Here is a 21,758-nt window from a genome sequence, read left to right on the forward strand (position 1 = left end):
GTTGGCATCCCCACCGGCTTTGTGGTGGACGCTGCCGACAACACCACCCCCGGCTGGGTGGAGCACTGGACCGAGAACGGCACCAATGAGATCAAGGACCTGACCCTGAACGTGCAGAAATGCAGTGACGCCTCTTCCTGGGCCGCCGCCTCCGTCCATGAGCTGCAGGTCTTTGCCTGGCGCATCAAGAGCCAGGAGTTTGCCATCAACGAGGGCAATAAGACCATCACCGTCGAAAGCCCCATGACGCTGGCCCGGCTGCGCAACGGCCTGGATGTGGATGGCAACTGCACCGTGTCGTTCGTAACGTCGGAGGGCACGCCTCTGGACTGGAGCGACACCGTTTCGGACGGCAGTAAGATGATCGTCACCGACATTAAGGACCATACCTTTACGTATACCATCACCGTTGGTGAGGTACCCGAGCAGTACACCGTTACCGTGAAGACCCAGGGTGAGGGCGACGCTTCCGCCGCGCCCACCGCGGCCGCCGAGGGGGACACCGTGACCCTGACCGCCCAGGCCGCTGAGGGCTGGCACTTTGTGGAGTGGACCAGTGAGGACGTGACGGTGTCCGAGGAAGGTACCTTCCAGATGCCCGCCAAGAACGTCACCGTCACCGCCGTGTTTGAGCAGGACAAAATGACCGCTGTCACCGGCGTGAAGCTGAACGTGGAGAGCGTGTACCTGTACTCCAACTTCGGTCCCCGGGGTGAGCAGCTCATCGCCACCGTGGAGCCCGCCGACGCCGACGACAAGTCGGTCACCTGGACCAGCGCCGACGAGAACGTGGTCACCGTCAACGACGTGGGCTACCTCACCGTGGTGGGCGAGGGCATGACCACCGTCACTGTCACTACGAGCGACGGCGGCTACACCGCCCAGTGCCTGGTGCAGGTTGGCTCCTACAACGACGGCAGCGATGCCGAGGATGAGGACACCACGCCTCCCACCGAGACCGAGGAGCCCGGCGAGACCACTGAGCCTGAGCAGCCCGGTGAGACCACTGAGCCTACCGAGCCTGAGACGCCCGCCTTCTCCGACGTGCCCGCCACCCACTGGGCCAGCGAGGCCGTGGAGTATGTGGTGAGCGAGGGCCTGTTCAACGGCACCTCCGACACCACCTTCTCCCCCGACGCCTCCATGACCCGCGCCATGTTCTTCACCGTCCTGGCCCGTCTGGATGGCGTGGACACCACCGGCGGGGCCACTTGGTATGAGAAGGCCATGGCCTGGGCGGTAGCCGAGGGCATCACCGACGGCACCAACCCCGAGGCCACCATCACCCGGGAGCAGCTGGCCGTCATGCTCTACCGCTACGCCGGCTCCCCCGCTACGGAGGGCAGCCTGACCGGCTTTGCCGACGCCGCCTCCGTGTCCGCCTGGGCACAGGACGCCATGGAGTGGGCGGTGGCCGAGGGCATCCTCACCGGCAAGAACGGCTCCGCTCTGGATCCCCAGGGCACTGCCAGCCGCGCTGAGGTAGCCACCATGCTCATGCGCTTTACCCAGAGCGAAAACAACTGAATCATTCAGGTCTTATCTTGTATCGGGCCCCGGAGCATTTGCTCCGGGGCCCGATGCTTGCTTTTGCACGGACCGGGCGGGTTGAGAGTTCGGAACTGGAGATTCAGGATGGCAGATGTCCGGCAGTGCCAGGGAAGCGGCTGGCTGGACCAGCAGCAGTATCTCCGCGTCTACACCTGCTTGGATGAGAGCTGACGGACAGACAAAACAAAAGCGCCGCCTCCCAGCGGGAGGCGGCGCTCTGTTTTCTGTTTTCAGTTGCTCAATGACCGGAAGGAAAGCTATGGCGCAGAGTGCGGACTTCCTGAGCCGACAGAGGGGCCCTGCCAAGCTGAAAAAAGGCGTTGCGCAGGGTGCCGAAGGAGGCGGCCAGCCCCATGCGCAGACAGGGTGGAAGCTCCTCCCGCATGGGGGTGCGGCCCAGTCGTCCACAGAGGGCATCCAGAGCCTCCAGCTGGGCCCGCTGAGCCGGCGTATACATGGCCTGCTCCGGCCGGCGGACCGGGACGGGTTTCTTTGACGAGCGGTGGAATGGGTTCCTGTTTCGTTTTCTCATTGGTCTGCCCCTCCTGTGGCACGGTGCGCCCGGGGGCTGCCGACAGACCGGTCTGCTGGCGGGAAAATACAAAAAATCCGCTTTCTTCCGAAAGCGGACTGCCAGGGGCCGGCTGGATACGGCAACACCGGACAGGTCTCTTTCTGCGGAAGTTCCCTATCCACCCATCCAAGCAGGTTTCCTGGCTTGCGGCTCTACGCGCACCGCGCCTTCTCGCTCTGTCCGGGACAGAACAATGGCCGATTGCAGTGCGCTCCCCGTTTACAGTGACCGGATCGCTCGGGAATTTCACCCGATTCCCTTTTCACCCGGCGGATGCCGGGCACTTGGTGGGTTGATGCGATATAAGCTTGTTTCCATTCTAAAGGATAGCCAGAGGCTTGTCAAGGGTGCGGCCCGACCGGCCTGAGGACAGAAAAAGCACCGCATCCCGGTGGGATGCGGTGCTTTTCTTACCTGTGCATTACTCGCTCAGGAAGCGGTTGACAATCACAGTCGCCTCGGCACGGCTGGCCAGACCCTGGGGATCCAGCAGGTTGCCGGGCTTGCCGGTGATGTAACCGTTGTCCACAGCCCAGGCCACAGCGGAGACGGCCCAGTCAGAGACCGAGTCGGCGTCGCCAAAAGCGACCAGAGGCTGGATGGAATCGGTGGCCTTGCCGGCGAACTCCGCATAGCGGTAGAGCATCGCGGCCATCTGCTCGCGGGTGATCTGGCCATTGGGATCAAACACGCCCTCGGCCACGCCGTTGACGATACCGTTGGCGGCGCTCCACACCACGGCGTCATAGTACCAGGTGCCGGAAGTCACGTCGGAGAAGGTAGAGGTGCCGGAAGCGGCGGGAGAACCGGCCATACGCCACAGCACGGTAGTGAACATGGCGCGGCTGAGGGTCACGTCGGGGCTGAAGGTGGTGTCGCTGGTGCCGGTGAACAGGCCGGCCTCCACAGCGGCCTTGATCTCCTGCTCAGCCCAGTGGCCGGAGATATCGGAGAAGGCAACCGGCTGCTCAGGCTGAGAGGTGGAGCCGCCGGAAGTGCTGCCGCCGGAGGTAGAACCACCGGAAGTGCTGCCGCCGGAAGTAGAACCGCCGGAAGAGCTGCCGCCGGAGGAAGAACCACCGCCGGAAGAGCCGCCGCCGGAAGAGCCGGAGTCGGAATTGACCACATCTACGGTGGCGATGTTGCTCTGGATGCCGCCGACTACGCAGTAATAGTAATAGGTGCCCACAGTGGTGGTATCCACGGTGCAGGTGGCGCCGGTAGCACCCTCAACAACCTTGGCATCGCTGCCGTCGCTGTTGGTGCTCTTATACCACTGGTATACAGCGCCGTCAGCAATAGCGGGTTCGCTGGTAGCGGTCAGGGTCAGCTTGCCGTCCTTGGAGACGGAGGTGTTGGCAGGAGTGACGCTCAAAGTGCTGACCGACTCAGTGGCTTTTACGCTGGAGAGGTTGAACGCATAGTCTACGACCTGCAGCTCCAACTGAGCGGGATCAAAGGTGGCGGAACCGAGGACGTCGCCGAAGGAGTCGATCAGTTCGTTGAGGTCATAGTTCTTGGTAACGGAAGTGGCGTTGATTACCTCGGTGCTGCCCAGACGCTCGCCCTTGTAATAGAGGGCCAGAGCCTGGATGCCGCCAGCGTCATCAATCTGTACGTTCCACTTGCCGTCCGTGATGGGGGTGGCCACGATGGCGGGGGCCACAGTGTCCACCTTAACGGGCATGGAGATAGACTGAGCAGTCTCAGAGTTCAGCAGGGCATCCAGCACGGTCTGCTTGTAGGCGTCGGTCATGCCGGTCATGGTGTGATTGTCCTTATCCCAGGTGTTGTCGGTGGGGATGCAGCCCTCGGTGTTCAGGAACTCATACTCAACCATGGCCACCAGCTTGTAATTGTACTGGCCATCCGCCACAACCTTGCCGTCGGCATCGGTGCCGTCCCAGGCCATGTTGCGCTTATACTTGGTGCCGTAAGTGGCGGCCACCTGCTGGGTCTGGTTGCCGTCGCTGTTGAGCGCTTCGAAGTACTCAAACTCGGGACCGATGGTCTTGACCACGTTGCCCTCGGCATCGGTGATCACGACGCAGATCGCCTTGGCGTTGCGCAGCAGCAGCAGGTTGGCATAAGCCAGATCGGCAAAGCCGTCGCCGTTGGGGGAGATGGCGGAGTAGTCGCCGCTAAAGTTGCCGCTGTCACGCAGGGTGGAGAGATAGGTGCGGGCAGAATTGTACCGGTCGTTGTACGCATAGCCGGGCCAGGATGCCTCAGTGAACTGGTTGGCACCCAGTACCGCTTCGTAGGAAGTGCCGCCGTTGTCCAGCAGAGTGGCCATGGTGGTGGCATAGTACAAGGGGTAATTGAGGTCGGTAGTCTCCAGAGCGCTGATGTCATCGTAGGCGGTGGCCAGGTCAAAGATGGGGGCCTGAGTCCAGTCGCCGCGGAAGCCCAGGAAGGGGATGTTCACGTCTTCCACATCGGAGTCGAAGAACACATAGCCCTCCAGGAACATGCCGTTGGGATAGACTTCGTCATAGGCTGCCATGGTGTCGGGATCCAGCTCCACGGTGATGGTGATCTCGGTGGAGGAATTGGCGGGAACGCTCACCACAGCGGCGGAAGTACCGTCGGCATAGCGGTTGATGTTGGCAGAGTCGGTGTCGATGGTGGCGTCACCGCTGACCGCAGAGACGGTCATCACAGCGTCCTCAATGGGGTCGATATCGGTGCCGTTGCTGTTGCTGGTGACGATGTTGTTGCGGCCGGCGCTCTCCGTGGTGGCGTCGGTCTGCAGGCAGGAGAGTACGTTGAACGTGCGGGCGGTGTCATTGTAGTTGTCCAGGGTGAAGTGGAAGGTGAAGGTATCACCCAGCTTGTCGAACAGCTCCACCTTGGTGCGGGGGGCCTCACCGGTCTCGGGGTTGTAGACGGTGTCGTTGTGGAGCACCACCTTGGTAGAAGTGGCCGCATCGATGTTGGCCAGGCCGGCACCCTGACGGCGGGGAGAGAAGTACTTGTTCTGACGGCCGGTACCCTCGCTGTCCAGCGGGGCGTACACGGTGGCCGTGCTGGCAACCAGCTGGTTGACCAGGTTGTTGTACTCCTCGGTACCGGGCTCCACACCGAACAGGGCCAGGTTTTCATCTACATACTGCTGAACCAGCAGGAAACCGCCGGCCATATTGGGGGAGGCCATGGAGGTGCCGCTCTTGGTTACCAGAGCGGTATCGGAGGCGGCGCCAGCGGACAGAATGCTGCCGCCGGGAGCCATGATGTCGGGCTTCAGACGCAGGGCCTCGGTAATGCCCCAGGAGGTGGAGCCGGCAGGGCCGCTGTCAGAATAGGTGCGGGAATTTTCCTGAGACTTCTCTTCGCTCTGGAAGCTCACCTGAACGGTACCGGATTCCAGTGCCGTCTGGAAGGTTCCATACAGGCTGGAGGCGAACATACCGAAGGTGGGGATCTCAGCGTAGATCTGAGAGGCGGACAGGTTGGAGCTGGAGTCGGCGTTGTTGGCCATGATGACGCCCGCGGCGCCGGCCTTGAAGGCGTTCTCGCCCTTCTCCAGGAAGGTCAGATCGCCGCGCTGGACCAGCGCAATCTTACCGGTCAGGGCGCCTTCCAGCGTCTCACTGCTGGTGGCAGCCAGGATCTCCTCGGTGCTGCCCAGGCCGCAGTCCACGATCTCATAGGTGCCAGTCAGGCTGGTGCCCACGGCGGTGGCGTTGTTATCGGTCACAGTAATGGCATCCAGACCCTCGATGGGAGCGCCCTCACCATCGGTGATGGTCATGGTGGTGTCATAATAGTAGCTCTTGTAGCTGTAGCCCGTGCCCTGTGCGGAGGCTACCGTCATGGGGGAGAACAGGCTGCCGGAGAAACCAACCTTGGAGTTGTTGGGCAGCAGGGTGGTATAGCCGGAGACCAGCGCGCCGGGGCGGCTGTCACGGGTATCGTTGCCGGCGGAAAGTGCGATGGAGATGCCGGCGGCGGTGGCGCGGTTGTAGGCCTTCTGATAGCCGGCCTGGGCATAGGTGTTCATGGTGGTGAAGCCGTTGGGAATGCCCAGAGACAGGTTGAAGGCGTTGGCGCCCAGCGTTACAGCGTCGTCCAGGGCGGCAAATACGGCCTCGTCGCTCTCCTGGCCGAAGTCGTCGTGTTCGCTGAACACCTTGAAGAACATGATCTGCGCGTCATAGGCGCTGCCCAGCACGCCGTTGACGTTGTCCATGCTGACCGGCTGTTCCGGATCCTTGGGGCCGGGGTTGCCGGCCGCGATGCCGCAGACGTGGGTACCGTGGCTGCTGGAATCGCCGTCCCAGACTTCCAGGTCGCCGTCCATGTAGTCCACAGCGAAGGGAACCTTCTCATTGTACCAGAAGTCGCCGTTGCGGATGGCCGCCTGGACCTCCTCGCTGAAGCCGGTATCCTCCGTGGGACGCTGATGGAACCAGCTGCCCCAGCCGGAATCAAACAGGTTGAGGGTGTCGGCGTTGTTCTGGATGGTGGTCAGCAGACCCTCCTTGGTCTTATAGTTGCCGGGCTTCTCGGCGGCGATCTCGGGATCCATGTAGGAGAACAGCTCGTGGGTGTAGCGCAGGCTGGAATCGAACACGGCAATCACCTTGCCGGCGCCGGTGTAGCCCCGGTCCCAGGCGGCCTGCAGGTGCATCTGATCCACGGAGCCCTGGTCGGAGAGGACACTGGCATCGGTGTAATAGCCGTCGTCCAGCGCCACGCCGTCGCCGCCGTAGAGCTCATAGTAATCCTCCAGAGAGATGTACTCCAAAGACTCCTCATCCTCTTCCCAGGAATCAGAGTAGTCATAGGACTGAGTCATGTACACGTCCAGGACGCTGTCCAGGCTCTTGATGGCCTCGATATCCTTGTACTGGACGCGGGCAGCGAAGCCGTTGAGCAGGTTGGTATAGTGGTAACGGAACTCCGCATTGGGTACCATTGCCTCAATCTGAGTCTGGATGTCGGTCTGCTCATCCACCATGCTGGCGCGGTAAGCGGCCACAGTGGTGTCGGTAGAGTAGCCAACGCTGTCCTGACGGAACTCTTCCACGAATTCATCCACGTCTAGGGTGGTCTCGCCCTTGAGTTCCACGATCACGGTGACCCATTCTTCAGGGTCGATGGCATTGGCGGCATCTGCGGACGGAGTGAACTCGCTGCGCAGATCCGCGGCCTGATCCTGCACATCTGCGGCGCCGGCGGCGGGAACCAGACCGAGCGTCATGATCAGCGCGAGGAGCAGAGCCATGGTTTGCTTCATGTGTTTCCTCATTTCCAATCTCCCTTTTTTCAATTTCAAAACAGCAGAACATGCGGATATACCGCCGGGAGCAGGGCCTCCCGGAGCGGAAAAGCGTTGCTCTGCCAGTTTTGTCCCTCTTTTGACTGCCTAATAAAGAAAAGCGCGCACCATGCCTGTCCTGTCACAGCACGGTGCGCCTTTGCACGTATCACATATAAAGACGAGCGGCAGAACGTGCCGCGGCCCTCATTGTTTCCGTCCCTGGACAAATCCGATCTGTCCAAGCTTGTACCCGGCGCACGCGAAGGAAAAGGTTCCGCCGCCGGCGGAAAGAAAGTGGTCTGAACGTCAATCGTAGAAAAGCATTCCAAAGAATTTACGCAAAATACTTTATTACACTAGCTAAGTATAACATAGAAATTCAGAATGTCAATGCTAAATAAAAAACCGGCATTTCATCGCCTTTTTTCGACGATGAAATGCCGGTTTTCAAAATGGGACGTGCCGTCTCCGGGACGGGGATGCCCTCGTTATCACTCGAAATATGCACAGCATATCTAAACCAGCGCTCACACCCAGCAGGCCTGGATCAAGTTCCCGGCCAGGCCTGTGGGTTTGAAGGTTCCATGGCGTCCAGCCGTTCCAGTTCCTGAGCGATCCGCCGGCCTTCCGGGGTGATGCGGGTAGCACCCCGGCCCCGGGCAATGCTCACCAGTCCCATAGACTGCATGTGGTGCAGCGCCTGGCGGATCTCATGGTCAGACAGGGGGAGACAGGCGTCCAGGGCCTTGCGGTACAGGGTGCGCCGGCCCAGTCCTGCGGCGCTGTGTTCCTCCTGACACAGTGCCCGCAGCAGGAATGGGCAGCCGGCCATGTGGGAGAGCGCGGCGGCCGGTTGGGACAGGGGCAGCGGAGCGGGGGCGGCCTGCTGTTCCAGGTGGCGCTGAATGGCAGCGGGCAGAGCGTCGGTGTCAATATAGGAACCGCCCACACAGGAAAGGTACTCTACATAATTGATGAGTTCCCGCACATTGCCGGGGAAGGGGTAGCACAAAATAGCCTGCCGGGCGGCCGGAGAGAGCTGGAAGGAGATGCCCAGGGAGCGCTTGATGGCCTCCAGAAGCAGCAGAATGTCCTCGCCCCGTTCCCGCAGCGGCGGAATGGTCAGGGGAAGGGTGTTCAGCCGGTAAAACAGGTCCTTTCGAAAGGTATTGGACTCCACCATCTCCTCCAGATTCCGGTTGCTGGCGGCGATGAGGCGCACGTCCACATGAATGATTTTATTGCCGCCCACCCGCATGACTTCCTTCTCCTGAATGACCCGCAGCAGCTTTACCTGGAGATTGGGGCTCATCCCCTCGATCTCGTCCAGCAGCAGGGTGCCGTGATGGGCAAATTCGAACAGGCCCAGCTTGCCGCCCTTTTTGGCGCCGGTAAAAGCCCCCTCCTCGTAGCCGAAAAGCTCGCTCTCCAAAAGTGTGTCGGGGATGGAGGCGCAGTTGATGGCCAGAAACGGTCCGTCCCGGCGGGGGGAGTAGTTGTGGATGGCCTGGGAGAAAAGTTCCTTTCCCGTGCCGCTTTCCCCCACGATGAGTACCGGCAAATCGGTCAGAGCCATTTTTTTGGCGATCTGCTTGGTTTTTTCAATGGCCGGACTGGCACCCAATATGTCCTCAAAGGTGTATTTGGCCTTGTGACCCCGTGAGAGCAGCTGGGCCCGCATCTTATGCTGCTTGTTTTCCTCGGCGGTAAAATCCTGAAGCAGGGCAAAGGCACCCAGATATTCCCCCCGCCGTACCACGGGGAACACGCTGACATTGATGTGTTTGCCGCAATAGCGCACCAGGCTGCTGCGCGGCTGTTCCTCGGGTGCAGCACCGGTCCCGAAGGGGAGAAAAGGCATGGTTTCTGTGGCGCTCTTCCCCATGACCCGCTCCGGCGACATGCCCAAAATCTTCTGGGCCTCCTGGTTGCAGGCAAAAATACGCATCTGATGGTCCACGCCGATGACCCCCATGTCCAGCACGCTCAGCAGCATGTCAAAGCGGGTCTCCAGCTGATATTTTTTGGCAAACAGATGCTTGATGCTGTAGTTGTCCCCGGGCAGCATGCGGAAATACCGCTGGAAGGGCTCGGTCTCCAGAAGAGATTCATACCCCAGCTTCAGGGCAATCTCGGTAATGGTGGACACGTCAAAGGTGCGCTGGCCAAGATTGATGACCGTCTTGATGTGAGAGGGGACATAGCGCACCTCGTCCGGCGTGATGGCCAGGTCGACTCCGGGTTCCGGCTCGGCAAAGGGGTAGAAGGGGATGAATTCAATGTGATTGACCCCCAGATGGTGCAGGTCGGAAATGACCTCCATGGCCATCTTCAGGCTGAGGTTGACCAGCAGGGCGCGGGTACCCCTGGGAAGAGCCAGCAGCTGTTCCAGAGCCGGCTTTGTAATGGTGATGCTGGAAATGATGGTCAGACTCCCCGGCGGCAGCCATTGCTGGGCCACCTGATAGCTCTCTGTGGCGCTGGTGGAGACGATCACCAGGTCGGCCGGTTTGATCTGGTAGGCAGAGCCGTCCTCAAAGCTGTAGGGGATCACCTCAATGAGGTCGCCGAAGAGGGCGTAGAGCTGCTCGGTGTAGAAACGGACCACCGCCGTGGACAGGGTCACCACCGCGACCCGTTTTGCTGCCATGGGACCGCCTCCTTTGGGAGTTAATGGGGTAATTATAACATTTAATTAACCCATTGAAAAGAAGAGAAGTGGTACAACAGAAGCCCTGTGTGCAAAAAAAGAGGGAAAATAGCAAAACTTGTCGGAAAAAAGGGTTGGCATGGAAGTTGCTCCTATTCCTGAGTGAAGGAACGGTTCCCATCTACCATTTAGACGAAGGAGGAGAGAGGTATGACTGCCATGGAAGGCGCGGCCCGGATTGTTCGGGACTGCGTCGGGGTCCGGCCGGAGGAAACGGTGGCGATCGTCACCGATACCCTGCGTCCGCCGGACATCGCTCAGCGGCTGTTTCGGGCCTGCACAGCCCGGGGGGCGTGCTGTGTACAGCTGCTGTTCGACGGGAGCCTGCCGGCGGGGGAAGTGCCCCGGCCGGTGGCGGCCGCCATTGAGGCTGCCGATGTGGTCTTTGGGGTGACCACGCAGACCCTGGGGTATGCTCCGGCTACCGGGGCGTGCATCCGGCGGGGCGGCCGGGTGGTGACCATGACGGAGGCGCCGGAGGACTTTTTAACCAACCCGGCGCTGGAAGCGGACTTTGAAGGCCTGCGGGAGCGGGTAGAGACCGTCCGGGCGGCATTTGACCGGGGCTGCGGTGTCCGGGTCACCGCACCGGGGGGGACCGACCTGACCTTCCGCATCGACGGACGGCGGTCCAGCTGCTGCCCTGGCACTTGCCTGGAACCGGGGGTCATGGCCGCGGTGCCCGATATGGAGGTCTATATCGCCCCGCTGGAGGGAACGGCGGAGGGCACCCTGGCGGCCGACCTGAGCGGGACGGGCCTGGGCCTGCTGGAGGAGCCGGTGGTGCTGAAGATTGAGAACGGCCGCGCGGTGGAAATCCGGGGCGGCCGGCAGGCGCAGCAGCTGGCCGAGCGGGTGCACGCCGTGCCCGGCGGAGATGTGCTGGCCGAATTTGCCGTGGGGCTCAATCCCTGTGCCCGTCCCTGCGGAAGCATTGTCATCGACGAGGGAATCTATGGCACGGGGCATTTCGCCCTGGGCAGCAATACAGGATTTGGAGGGGGGAACGCGTGTCCACAGCATTTGGATCTGGTGTACTGGAAACCTACCATCTGGTTTGACCAACAGCTGTTCATGAAGGACGGGGTCCTTTGCTGACCCCAACAGAAAAAAGACAGGAGGATGTTCCATGAAAAAGCGAATCACCGCCCTGGCTGCCCTGCTGCTGATCCCCACCCTGCTGTGCGCCGGTTGTTCCAATTCACCTGCCGCTGAGACCAATCCTGCCGGTGGGACCTCAGATACCCAAGGGGGCGGAGAGCCCATTGTACTGAAATTCAGCGACGTCAACGGTGAGCAGTCCCCGGCCGGCGTCTTCTGCCTGACCTTTAAGGAACTGGTGGAGGAGCGCACCGAGGGGCGGGTCATCATCGAAAACTACTTCGGCGGTACCCTGACGGCCAACAACATCGAAGGCACTCAGACCGGCATCGCCGATCTGAGCCAGCACGACGTGAGCGAAGTCACCGATCTGTGCCCCGCCCTCTCCATCCTGGAGGCGCCCTATCTCTTTGAGAGTGACGAGGATCTGTTTAAGGTGACCGATCCCGACTCTCCCATCATGGACCGGCTCAACGAGGAGCTGGCGGGCTCGGGCGTACGCCTGGTGGCCACCTACTCCTGGGGCAACCAGAATCTGCTCACCACCAACAAGCCGGTGTACTCCGAGGCCGACCTGAAGGGTATGAAGATCCGGGTCATCCCCAGCAAGATCTTCATGGAGACCATGAGCGCCATGGGCGCCACCCCCACACCCATGGGCTGGGGCGAGGTCATCACCTCCCTGGTGACCAACATGATCGACGGCACCGGCATGCCCTTCTCCAATATCGTGGACACCGGCCTGCACGAGATCGAGCACTACTGCATCATGACCGGCCACAATCCCACCCTGTCCGGCGTGTTCATCAACGAGACCAGCTGGGCCAAGCTCTCCGAGGAGGACCAGCAGATCCTGGAGCAGGCGGGTGTGGAAGCCCGGCAGGCCGTCTATGACAGCTTTGCCGAGAGCGAGGACGAAGCCCGGGCCGCCATGGAGGAAAAGGGCATGACCATCATCGAGGCCGATGAGCTGTCCTTTGACACCGAGCGCATCCGGGACGAGGTGAGCGAGAAGTTCCAGGAGGAGTGGGGCGATATCTTCCAGGAGATCATGGATTACCTGGAGGAGAGCTGAGACACGGGAGGCTGTTATGAAAAAAGCGCTGGATGGCTTTGAACGGGTGGTGGACTGGCTGGAGATCGCCATCAATGTCCTCATCATTGGCGTGATCGGATTGCAGATCATTACCCGCTCCATCTTCAATCTGCCTCTGAAGTTTCCAGAGGAAGTGGCTACCTTTTCCCTCATTGCCATGATTTTTGTGGGCCTGCCCATTGTAGAGCGCTATGACTCTCACCTGCGGGTGGAGTTCCTTCAAGAAAAGATGGGCCCCGCGGGACGAAAGGTGTGCCGCATCATCAGCCGGGTGCTGATCCTGCTGTGCGTGGCCGGCATTCTGGCCGGCGAGGCCCAGCTCTTCCCCCAGATCCGGGTGCTGAAGACCCATGCCGCCGGAATCCCCTATCCCTGGCTGCATACCGTAATGATCGTCTTTTCTGTCCTGTGGGGCCTGTTTGCCATACTGGGCCTCATCAAGGAGATCCGAAAGAAGGTGTGAGGATTGCTTGCCATTGTTTTGATCCTGTTTCTCGTCCTGCTGCTGGGCGGATTTCCCATTGTGGTGGCCATGGGCGTGCCTTCGCTGCTCTACGTGATCGTGGAAGGTTTGCCGCCCTCCACCATGGCCTATTCCATTTTCCAGTCGCTCAACTCCTTCCCGCTGGTGGCCAGCCCACTGTTTATCCTCATGGGCTGCCTCATCAACAATTTTGGGGAGACCTCCAACCTGTTCCACTTCTGCCGGGTGCTCATGCGCAACGCCAAGGGCTACACCGCCAAGGTCAACATCATCGTCAGTCTGATCTTTGCCGGTATGTCCGGCGCGGCGGTGGCCGACATCGGCGGACTGGGGCAGGTGGAGATCAAGGCCATGGAGGAGGAGGGCTTCTCCCGGGAGTACGCGGCCGCGCTGACGGCGGCTACCTCCATGGTGGGGCCCATCTTCCCGCCCAGCATCCCGCTGCTCATCTTCGCGGTGCTGGCCCAGACCTCCTCCCTGAGCTGCCTGATGGCCGGTATGCTGCCCGCCTTTGCCATCGTGATCGTGATGTATCTCTTTATCTCCTTCCAGTGCCGGAGCAAACTCAAGCCCCGTGCATCGGAGCAGGAGCAGCGCTTTGCGGCCAAGGAGAGCCTGTGGCAGGCCACCAAGCAGGCCCTGCATATCCTCTTCCTCATCCCCGCCATTATCGTCTCCATGCTCACCGGACTGTTCAGCCCCAGCGAGGCCGGCGCCGCCGCTGTGCTGTATATCCTGATCGTGGAGGCCATCAAGGGCAAGTTCTCCTTCAAGATCCTGAAAGATTCCATCATCGAGACCTATAAGACCATTTGCAACATTTTTATCATCATCGGTGTGGCTGCCTTCTTTACCAAGGTCCTCACCCTGGAGCACTTCCCGGAGATGGTCTCAGGGGCCTTCCTGAATCTGGCCGACCATCCGGTGCTCATTCTGCTGCTCATTAACATTCTGGTGCTGCTGGTGGGGATGTTCATGGAGACCATCTCCGCGCTGACCATCCTCACTCCCATCCTGCTGCCGGTGGCTGCGGCCATTCAGGTAGACCCCATCCATCTGGGCGTTATCCTGGTGCTCAACCTGACCATCGGTATGCTGACGCCCCCCTTCGGCGTGGGGCTGTACACCGTGGCCACGGTGGGAAATGTGCCGGCTCACAAGGTGCTGCGGGAGCTGCTGCCGCTCTATGTTCCATTGGTCGTGGCGCTGCTCATTGTGACCTATGTCCCGCCGCTGACCCTTCTGCTGCCGAGCCTACTTTAAACGATTAGGGGTAGTAACATGGATATCAAACAGATGATTGCGGGCTATCCCCGGCTGCCCCTGACGCCGCTGCCCACCCCGCTGGAGTTTGCTCCCAACCTGACAGACTATCTGGGTGGGCCGCAGATCTACATCAAGCGGGATGATCTGACCGCCCTGGCGTTTGGCGGGAACAAAACCCGGAAGCTGGAGTTTCTCATGCCTCAGGCAGTGGAACAGGGGGCGGACACCCTCATCACTCTGGGAGGCGTGCAGTCCAACTGGGTCCGGCAGACCGTGGCGGTGGCCCGGAAGCTGGGTATGGAGGCTGTGGCGGTACTGGAGGGGGAGATGCCCCAGGACTGCCAGGGGAATCTGCTGCTGGACCACATTATGGGGGCCAAGCTTATCTACGACCCCAACGTGACCCAGGCGCTGGAGGACCAGGAGATCCAGGGCGTTTTCCCCGTGACGGGGAAGATCGCCGCAGACTACCGGGCGATGGGGCGGCGGCCCTTCCTGCTCCCGCTGGGAGGCGCCACACCCCTGGGCAACCTGGGGTACATCAACGCCGTGGATGAGCTCAACGACCAGATGCAGACGCTGGGCATCCGGGCGGATTACCTCATCGCGGCCACAGGGACCGGCGGGACCCAGGCCGGCATCGAGTGCGGCCTGCGCCTGTCCGGCGCGGGGACCAAGATGCTGGGCATCAGTGTCAGCCACCATACCCGGCCCAAGGAAGAGGAGATCGCCGAGCTGTGCAACGCCACCATGCAGATGCTGGGGTGCGTGGGGGAGCACTTTGAGAGCCAGGAGATCTCGGTCAATTACGACTACATCGGCCAGGGCTACGGCGCCGTTACCCAGCAGGCGCTGGAGGCCGTCCGCATCGCCGCCGAGACCGAGGGGCTGGTCCTGTGCCACACCTATGCGGGAAAGGCCTTTGCCGGAATGATCGATCTGATCCGCAAAGGCATTCTGACCCGGTCGGATACGGTGGTCTTCCTGCACACGGGCGGCGGGGTCGCCAACTTCGCCCACTCCGAGCTGTTCTGAAACAACCCCCACAAGGGCCGGACCCTTGTGGGGGTTGTTTTGTTGAGAGATTCCGAAAACGTGGAATACAGGAACTGGAATATTCCAAAAAACCGGACGATCAAGGCCGGAGCCGGTCTGCGGTATTGTGCCCCAAGCCCTTGGGAGACGGCGCATGGCGGGCAGCGGACAGAAGTTGGCACAAAATCTGCTTTTTCTACGGGCGGTACCAAAAAGGAGGACCGATGCTATGATAGAGATCAAAAACGGAACGCTGTTTTTCGACGGATGCGACACCACCGAACTGGCCGCAACGTATGGCACGCCGCTGTATGTCTACTCGGAATCGGTCATGCAGGAGCATTTTGACGAAATCCGGCGGGACTTTCTGGACCGCTGGCCGGGCAGCCGGGCGGCCTACGCCGCCAAGGCATTTTGCACCGTGGGCATGTGTAAACTGGTGGAGCGGGCTGGACTGTGCATCGATGTGGTCTCGGGAGGCGAGCTGTACACCGCGCTGGCCGCCGGATTTCCGCCGGAGCGCATCGAATTCAACGGCAACAACAAGCTTCCGCGGGAGCTGGAACTGGCAGTAGAGCATGGCGTGGGCCGCATCATTGTGGACGCCCCCCATGAGCTGGAGACCATTGAAGCCCTCTGCGCAGCCCAGGGAAGGCGGATGAAGGTCCTCTACCGGGTGACGCCGGGGGTAAAGGCGGACAGCCATGACTATATCGTCACCGGGAAAAAGGACTCCAAATTCGGGTTTCCCCTGGATGAGGAGATCATCTACCCCGCCGTGGCCCGGGCTCTGGAAGCCCCCCACATCGACTTTTTGGGGTTCCATTTCCATGTGGGCTCACAGCTCTTCGACGTAGAGCCCTATGTGCAGGCCACCGAGGCGGTGCTGGAGCTGGTGCGGCAGGTGAAGCAGCGCTTTGGCGCACCGGTGCGGGAGCTCAATCTGGGCGGCGGGTTCGGCATCCGCTACACCACGGAGCAGCGCCGGCCCTACCGGGACTATCTGGACCCCATGCTGGAGCGCATCGCCGCCTGCTACGACGAGCTGGGCATGCCGCGGCCCGCAGTGGTCATTGAGCCGGGGCGGAGCATCGTGGGAGACGCGGGCCTGACCCTCTACACCGTGGGGAGCATCAAGGACATCCCGGGTGTGCGCAAGTACGTCTCGGTGGACGGGGGTATGACGGACAACATTCGCCCCGCCCTGTATCAGGCGGTCTACCGGGGCATGTTGGCCAACCGGGCCGGCGAGGAGGCGGAGGAGACGGTCACCGTCTGCGGCAAGTGCTGCGAGTCGGGGGACATCCTCCTGCGGGACGTGGAGCTGCCCCGGGCCCGGACCGGTGATGTGCTGGCGGTGTTTTCCACCGGCGCCTACGGTTACTCCATGGCCAGCAACTACAACTGCAATCCCATCCCGGCGGTGGTGTTGGCCCGGGCGGGGCAGCACCGGCTGATGGTCCGCCGGCAGAGTTATGAAGATCTGATCCGCAACCAGATCCCCGAAGGGGAAGAAACACCGGAAACGGGGGAATACCATGCGAACGCTGATTAAAAACGGTACCATCGTGGACCCGGCCAGCCGAGTCCACGCCCGCAACAACCTGCTGCTGGAAGATGGACGGGTACTGGCCACGGTACAGGACGAGCCGGAGGCCGACGTGGTCCTGGATGCGGCGGGAAAGTACGTCTGTCCCGGCTTCATTGACCTGCACATGCACGAGGACCCCTATGATCCTCAGCAGGACCGACTGGTCCCCAGCATCATGACCTCCATGCTGCGCATGGGCGTTACCACCGCCATCGGCGGCAACTGCGGGATCAACACCGTCTCCCCGATAAAGTACCTGGAACTCATGGACCGGGACGGCGGGCCGGTCAACATGGGCCTGCTGGCGGGGCACACGTTCCTGCGGGAGCAGGCCGGACACCAGGATAAATATACCGCTGTTACTCCCGACGAGCTGGAGCGCACCGCCCGCCTGGCCGACCAGGCGCTGGAGGCAGGGTGCTTCGGGGTATCCTTCGGCATCCGGTATGTACCCGGCATCACCATGGAGGAGATGGTGACGACCGCCCGGGGCTGCCGGGGAAGCAATCGGTTTATCGCCGCCCACGTGCGGGACGACGCCGAGCATATCTTCTCTGCGGTGCAGGAACTCATCGATGTGGGCCGGGCACTGGATATCCCGGTGCAGAATTCCCACGTGGGCAGCATGGGCGGCTTTGGCCAGATGGAGCGGCTGCTGGCCATGATGGATACCTGCCGGGCCAACGGCATGGACCTGGCGGGGGATTGCTACCCCTATTACGCCTTCAGCACCCGTATCGGGGAGACCACCTACGACGAGGGATTCCTGGAGCGGTATCAGGCCGACTACTCGGTCATCGAGGTGTGCGAGGGGCCTTATCAGGGCCAGCGCTGCAATGAGGAGATCTTCCGCTGGCTGCGGCGGGAGGCGCCGCGTACCATCACCGTGTGCCACGTGATGAAACCGGAGGACGTGGACCTGGCGCTGCTCCACCCCAATATCCTGCTGGCCAGCGACGGGCTGATGGACAACGGACAGGGGCATCCCCGGGCGGCGGGGACCTTCCCCCGGTTTTTGGCCCAGTATGTCCGTACCGGGCGTATCAGCCTGGACGACGCCATTGCCAAAATGACCGCCCTGCCGGCGGCCAGACTGGGGCTGACCAACAAAGGCACCCTGCGCCGGGGGGCGGATGCCGACGTGGTGGTGTTCGACCTGGAGCGGATCCAGGACCGGGCCAGCTTCGACCAGCCCAACGCCGCGCCGGAGGGGCTGGATTATGTGCTCATCAACGGGGAGGTGGCAATGGACCACGGCCGGATCGTCCGTGCCGGGCTGGGCCGGTCCGTGCGGAAATAGCAGGACCGCATCTGTGAATCGTTAGGAGGAGTATGTTATGGAATACGGGTTTCTATCTATCCTGCCGCCATTGTTGACCATCGTATTGGCGATCCTGACCAAAAACGTGTTCATCGCACTGTTCATCGGCGTGTTCTTCGGCTTCTGCGTCATTGACAGCTTCCAGATCATTGCCGCGCTCAACGCCACCCTCAACGGCTTTGTCTCCACGCTGGAGAGTCACAGCAACACCATCGTCATCGCCTCGATCCTGATGATCGGAGCGCTCATCTACATCATTGAACGCTCCGGCGGCATCGAGGGCTTTGTAGAGCTCATGGTGCGCAAAAAAGGCCTCATCAAATCCAAGCGGGCGGCCAACCTCTTTACCTGGCTGGTGGGCGTGCTGGTGTTTACCTCCGGTTCCCTGAGCTGCCTGGTGGTGGGTTCGGTCACCCGGCCGGTGAACGACGCCATGAAGGTCTCCCACGAAAAATCCGCCTTCCTGGTCCACACCACCTCCACCCCGGTGTGCGTGCTGCTGCCCCTGAGCGGCTGGGGTGCGTCCATGATCGGCTACCTCACCTCCGGCGGCGTGGAAGAGAGCCAGGCTGCCACCCTGCTGGTCCAGTCCATCCCCCTGAATTTCTACTGCATGCTGGCTGTGCTGGGTACCCTGGTGCTCTGCCTGCTGGGCAAGGACTTCGGCCCCATGAAGGCCGCTGAGCTGCGGGCGGACACCACCGGACAGCTGGACGCCCCCTCTGCCACCCGGATGGAGGAAGTACAGGACGACAAGAGCTATCTGGATACCGAGCGTCCTCTGGCCCGCAACATGATCATTCCCATCGTGGTGCTCATCCTGGGCGTGCTGACGGTGCTCACGGTCACCGGCAGCGGCAATCCCCTGGACGGCGACGGCATGAATGCCCTGCTCTGGGGCGTGTTCCTGGCCCTGGTGGCTGCCGGCATCCTCTGTGTCAGCCAGAAGATCTACAGCGTCACCCAGTACATCGAGGTGGCCTTCAAGGGCGCCTCCGGCATGCTCTCCATTGCCATGATCCTGGTCTTTGGCTTTACCATGGGCACCGTGGTGTCCCAGCTGGGCACCGGGCTGTACCTGTGCTCCATCTTTGAGCGCTTCCTCTCCCCGGCGCTGCTGCCCGTGCTGGTGTTCCTGATGGCCTGCCTCATCTCCTTTGCTACTGGCACGTCCATGGGCACCATGGCCATCACCTCTGTGATCTGCCTGCCCATGGCCATCCAGCTGGGCGTGAGCATCCCCCTGGTGGCGGGCGCGGTTTGGGCCGGCAGCATCTTCGGTGACCACTGCTCCCCCATCTCCGACACCACCATCATGACGTGCTCCACCACCGGGTGCAACATCATCGATCACGTCAAGACCCAGTCCCCCTACTGCCTGGCCTTTGCGGGGCTGTCCATCCTGTTCTATCTGGTGTTCGGCTTTGTGATGTGAATTCTCCTCTCTCTCTTCTCTCATGCGCCCCGTCCGGCTCATCCCCGGACGGGGCGCGCTGTTGTGCTTGTGCCGGGACGCGGTGTGCTTTATAATGGAACAGACAGAGAAAGGGGGCGCGGAGATGGAGCAGAAGCTGATCGATGCCATCACGGAGATCGTGGATGAGGGGATCATCTGCGTCGACGCCGGCGGCATCGTTACCCGGTTCAGCCGGAAGGCCAAGGAGATGACCGGCGTGGTGCTCCAGGGCGGCCGGTCCCATCCGGCGGGGTGCATTCGGCCGGGGGATCTGGTGCTCATTGCCGACAACATGCTGGGGGATGACGACGGTGGTATGACGCCGGAGGATCTGGCCCTGCTGAATATCCAGGACCCCGAACTGCGCTGTGGCGACGTGGTACTGGCCGCCGGGCGGTTCCGTACGCCGGAGTGCCGCCCCCTCTACCGCCGCTGCACCCAGTACACCACACCCCAGAAGCTGACGCTGGAGGGAAGCTGCGGGTCGGTGGACGTATCCCTCACGGTGGACCGGCAGGAAAAGCTGCTCACCATCCGGGTCCACGGGGAGGACTATTACCTGCGCTACCTGCGCTCCATGGCCCATCTGGTGGTGTTGGATGGGGCGGATGGAGCGGTCAAATTCTACCAGGAGAAGGGGTGCACCATCCGCCAGGAGGATCTGAAGGACCTGTTGGACGGCCGTCCCTTCCAGCCCAAAAACGACGGCACCACGGAATTTGACGTGGTGGGCCGGGACTTTTTTGAGCTCTTCCAGCCCTGCGAGCTGACCCGCCGGATGGACCGGGTCCTCTCCGGCGGCGGTGGGCCCACCCTGGAGGAGGAGCTGTATATCAACAAGCGCCTCATGCTCTGCTCCATCCTGCCGGTGCTGGAGGACGGGCGGGTGGAGGGGGCGGTGCTCAAGCTCACCGACCTGTCCGAGCTGCACAAGCTGCTGGACCAGCGCAACGATCTCATTACCAAGGTGGAGCAGGCCAGCCTCAACGCCGACAACCACGTCATGCGGGTGCCTGCCAACGCCTTTCCGGACTTTGTGGGCAGCTCACCCCCCATCCAGCGGGTAAAATACCTGGCCTACAAGGCCGCCCGGGCCAAATGCAACATCATCCTCACCGGGGAGAGCGGCACCGGCAAGTCCCAGCTGGCCCGGGAGATCCACCGCCTGTCCCGCCCGGACGGCCCCTTTGTGGAGGTCAACTGCAGCTCCATCCCGCGGGATCTGTTTGAAAGCGAACTGTTCGGCTATGTGGGCGGAGCGTTTACCGGCGCGCTGGCCGGGGGCAAGCCGGGGTACTTTGAGCAGGCCAACGGGGGCACTATTTTCCTGGATGAGATCGGGGAGATCCCCATGAGCGCCCAGGTCAAGCTGCTCTACGCCATCCAGAACAAACGCTTTTACCGGGTGGGTGCCACCAAGCCCACCGATGTGGATGTGCGCATCCTCTCAGCCACCAACCAGAATCTGTGGCAGGCGGTGGGGGAGGGGCGGTTCCGGGAGGACCTCTATTACCGCATCCATGTCTTTGCCCTGTACATCCCGCCCCTGCGGGAGCGTATTTCCGACCTCTATCTGCTCAGCCGCAGCCTCACCGAGACCATCTGCGCCCAATATGATATCCCGCCGAAAAAGCTCTCCGGCTCAGCGGTGGAGAAGCTGCTCCATCATACCTGGCCGGGCAACATCCGGGAGTTGGGCAACGTCATCGAGCGGGCAGTGGCGGTCAGTGAGAGCAGCATTATCACGCCAGAGGACATTGAGATCACCCCCATCGGAGCCGAAACGGAGGTACCCGAGCGAATGTTCGGCGGTACGCTGCGGGAGCAGCTGGAGTATGCGGAAGAATGCGCCATCCGTCAGGCGCTGGAGGCAGCCGGCGGGGACAAACGCCAGGCCATGAAGCAGTTGGATATCAAAAAATCCAGCTTCTATGAACGCCTGCGCCATTATGGAATTAACTGAGAGCAAAAAGGACGGCCGTGCAACAGCACGGCCGTCCTTTTTGCATAGAAAGGGCCGGGCCCCGGAGCATTTGCTCCGGGACCCGGCACAAGGCAAGGGATGAGTGATTTAGTTGTCCTCACTCTGGGTAAAGCGCATGAGCATGGTGGCTACCTCAGCACGGCTGGCGGTGCCCTGGGGATCCAGAGCAGAGCCGTTCTTGCCAGTGAGGATGCCCTCGGCCACGGCCCACTCCATGGCGTCCTGCGCCCAGGCGGACACGGAGGAGGCATCGGCAAAGCCGGTCAGGCTGCCCTCAGTGGCGGGGGAGCCGGCGTAGCGGTAGAGCATGACGGCCAGCTGCT

General features: G+C 61.7%; 14 protein-coding genes and 1 riboswitch. Of the genes, 10 read left to right on the forward strand and 4 right to left on the reverse strand.

What is annotated here, in order from left to right; translation table 11 throughout:
• Positions 1-1,527, forward strand: a 1,527-nt coding sequence (locus WMO45_RS13155; protein ID WP_349141337.1) for an S-layer homology domain-containing protein, incomplete at its 5' end; no start/stop codon positions are given.
• A 262-nt stretch (positions 1,528-1,789) separates the two neighbouring features.
• Here WMO45_RS13155 and WMO45_RS13160 read toward each other — a convergent pair.
• The 3 genes from WMO45_RS13160 to WMO45_RS13170 all read right to left on the reverse strand — a co-directional run bounded on the left by WMO45_RS13160 (position 1,790) and on the right by WMO45_RS13170 (position 10,041).
• Positions 1,790-2,083: a hypothetical protein gene (locus tag WMO45_RS13160; RefSeq protein ID WP_349141339.1), complete on the reverse strand. Its 294-nt coding sequence runs from the start codon at positions 2,081-2,083 to the stop codon at positions 1,790-1,792.
• 154 nt (positions 2,084-2,237) lie between these two features.
• Positions 2,238-2,428: riboswitch (cobalamin riboswitch) on the reverse strand.
• A gap of 118 nt (positions 2,429-2,546) precedes the next feature.
• Positions 2,547-7,367 carry an S-layer homology domain-containing protein gene (locus WMO45_RS13165; RefSeq protein ID WP_349141341.1) on the reverse strand — a complete coding sequence of 1,607 codons (4,821 nt, stop codon included), beginning with the start codon at positions 7,365-7,367 and terminating at the stop codon, positions 2,547-2,549.
• A gap of 571 nt (positions 7,368-7,938) precedes the next feature.
• Positions 7,939-10,041, reverse strand: coding sequence for a sigma-54 interaction domain-containing protein (locus WMO45_RS13170; RefSeq protein WP_349141342.1), 2,103 nt, complete (start codon positions 10,039-10,041; stop codon positions 7,939-7,941).
• Positions 10,042-10,251: 210 nt separating this feature from the next.
• Here WMO45_RS13170 and WMO45_RS13175 point away from each other — a divergent pair, with 210 nt between their 5' ends.
• From WMO45_RS13175 to WMO45_RS13215, 9 genes are all read left to right on the forward strand, one after another.
• Positions 10,252-11,199, forward strand: coding sequence for an aminopeptidase (locus WMO45_RS13175; protein ID WP_349141343.1), 948 nt, complete (start codon positions 10,252-10,254; stop codon positions 11,197-11,199).
• A 31-nt stretch (positions 11,200-11,230) separates the two neighbouring features.
• Entirely contained in the window at positions 11,231-12,277 is a 1,047-nt protein-coding gene (locus tag WMO45_RS13180; RefSeq protein ID WP_349141345.1) for a TRAP transporter substrate-binding protein, read from the forward strand.
• Between the two features lie 16 nt (positions 12,278-12,293).
• Complete coding sequence (locus WMO45_RS13185) at positions 12,294-12,761, forward strand: TRAP transporter small permease (protein WP_349141346.1); 468 nt, start codon at positions 12,294-12,296, stop codon at positions 12,759-12,761.
• 3 nt (positions 12,762-12,764) lie between these two features.
• Positions 12,765-14,045, forward strand: a complete 1,281-nt coding sequence (locus WMO45_RS13190) for a TRAP transporter large permease (RefSeq protein WP_349141347.1) — start codon at positions 12,765-12,767, stop codon at positions 14,043-14,045.
• An 18-nt stretch (positions 14,046-14,063) separates the two neighbouring features.
• A complete protein-coding gene (locus WMO45_RS13195) occupies positions 14,064-15,083 on the forward strand; it encodes a 1-aminocyclopropane-1-carboxylate deaminase/D-cysteine desulfhydrase (protein ID WP_349141349.1) in 1,020 nt (339 codons plus the stop codon).
• 229 nt (positions 15,084-15,312) lie between these two features.
• A complete protein-coding gene (gene lysA / locus WMO45_RS13200; protein WP_349141350.1) occupies positions 15,313-16,638 on the forward strand; it encodes a diaminopimelate decarboxylase in 1,326 nt (441 codons plus the stop codon).
• The gene (locus WMO45_RS13205) at positions 16,622-17,974 is read left to right on the forward strand and encodes an N-acyl-D-amino-acid deacylase family protein (RefSeq protein WP_349141351.1); all 1,353 of its coding nucleotides are present in this window, start codon (positions 16,622-16,624) and stop codon (positions 17,972-17,974) included. The genes lysA and WMO45_RS13205 overlap by 17 nt, the downstream gene beginning before the upstream one ends.
• A gap of 37 nt (positions 17,975-18,011) precedes the next feature.
• Positions 18,012-19,430, forward strand: a complete 1,419-nt coding sequence (locus WMO45_RS13210; protein ID WP_349141352.1) for a Na+/H+ antiporter NhaC family protein — start codon at positions 18,012-18,014, stop codon at positions 19,428-19,430.
• A 124-nt stretch (positions 19,431-19,554) separates the two neighbouring features.
• Complete coding sequence (locus WMO45_RS13215) at positions 19,555-21,414, forward strand: sigma-54 interaction domain-containing protein (protein ID WP_349141353.1); 1,860 nt, start codon at positions 19,555-19,557, stop codon at positions 21,412-21,414.
• A gap of 108 nt (positions 21,415-21,522) precedes the next feature.
• Here WMO45_RS13215 and WMO45_RS13220 read toward each other — a convergent pair.
• On the reverse strand, positions 21,523-21,758 hold a 236-nt coding region (locus WMO45_RS13220), incomplete at its 5' end, for an S-layer homology domain-containing protein (RefSeq protein ID WP_349141354.1).

It is taken from the genome of Flavonifractor hominis (genome assembly GCF_040095835.1).
Classification (GTDB): domain Bacteria; phylum Bacillota; class Clostridia; order Oscillospirales; family Oscillospiraceae; genus Flavonifractor; species Flavonifractor hominis.

Bases quoted from the DNA above. Each gene is read 5' to 3' on its own strand.
- WMO45_RS13160 (WP_349141339.1), bottom strand. From the start codon at position 2,083: ATGAGAAAACGAAACAGGAACCCATTCCACCGCTCGTCAAAGAAACCC.
- WMO45_RS13165 (WP_349141341.1), bottom strand. From the start codon at position 7,367: ATGAAGCAAACCATGGCTCTGCTCCTCGCGCTGATCATGACGCTCGGT.
- WMO45_RS13170 (WP_349141342.1), bottom strand. From the start codon at position 10,041: ATGGCAGCAAAACGGGTCGCGGTGGTGACCCTGTCCACGGCGGTGGTC.
- WMO45_RS13175 (WP_349141343.1), top strand. From the start codon at position 10,252: ATGACTGCCATGGAAGGCGCGGCCCGGATTGTTCGGGACTGCGTCGGG.
- WMO45_RS13180 (WP_349141345.1), top strand. From the start codon at position 11,231: ATGAAAAAGCGAATCACCGCCCTGGCTGCCCTGCTGCTGATCCCCACC.
- WMO45_RS13185 (WP_349141346.1), top strand. From the start codon at position 12,294: ATGAAAAAAGCGCTGGATGGCTTTGAACGGGTGGTGGACTGGCTGGAG.
- WMO45_RS13195 (WP_349141349.1), top strand. From the start codon at position 14,064: ATGGATATCAAACAGATGATTGCGGGCTATCCCCGGCTGCCCCTGACG.
- lysA (WP_349141350.1), top strand. From the start codon at position 15,313: ATGATAGAGATCAAAAACGGAACGCTGTTTTTCGACGGATGCGACACC.
- WMO45_RS13205 (WP_349141351.1), top strand. From the start codon at position 16,622: ATGCGAACGCTGATTAAAAACGGTACCATCGTGGACCCGGCCAGCCGA.
- WMO45_RS13210 (WP_349141352.1), top strand. From the start codon at position 18,012: ATGGAATACGGGTTTCTATCTATCCTGCCGCCATTGTTGACCATCGTA.
- WMO45_RS13215 (WP_349141353.1), top strand. From the start codon at position 19,555: ATGGAGCAGAAGCTGATCGATGCCATCACGGAGATCGTGGATGAGGGG.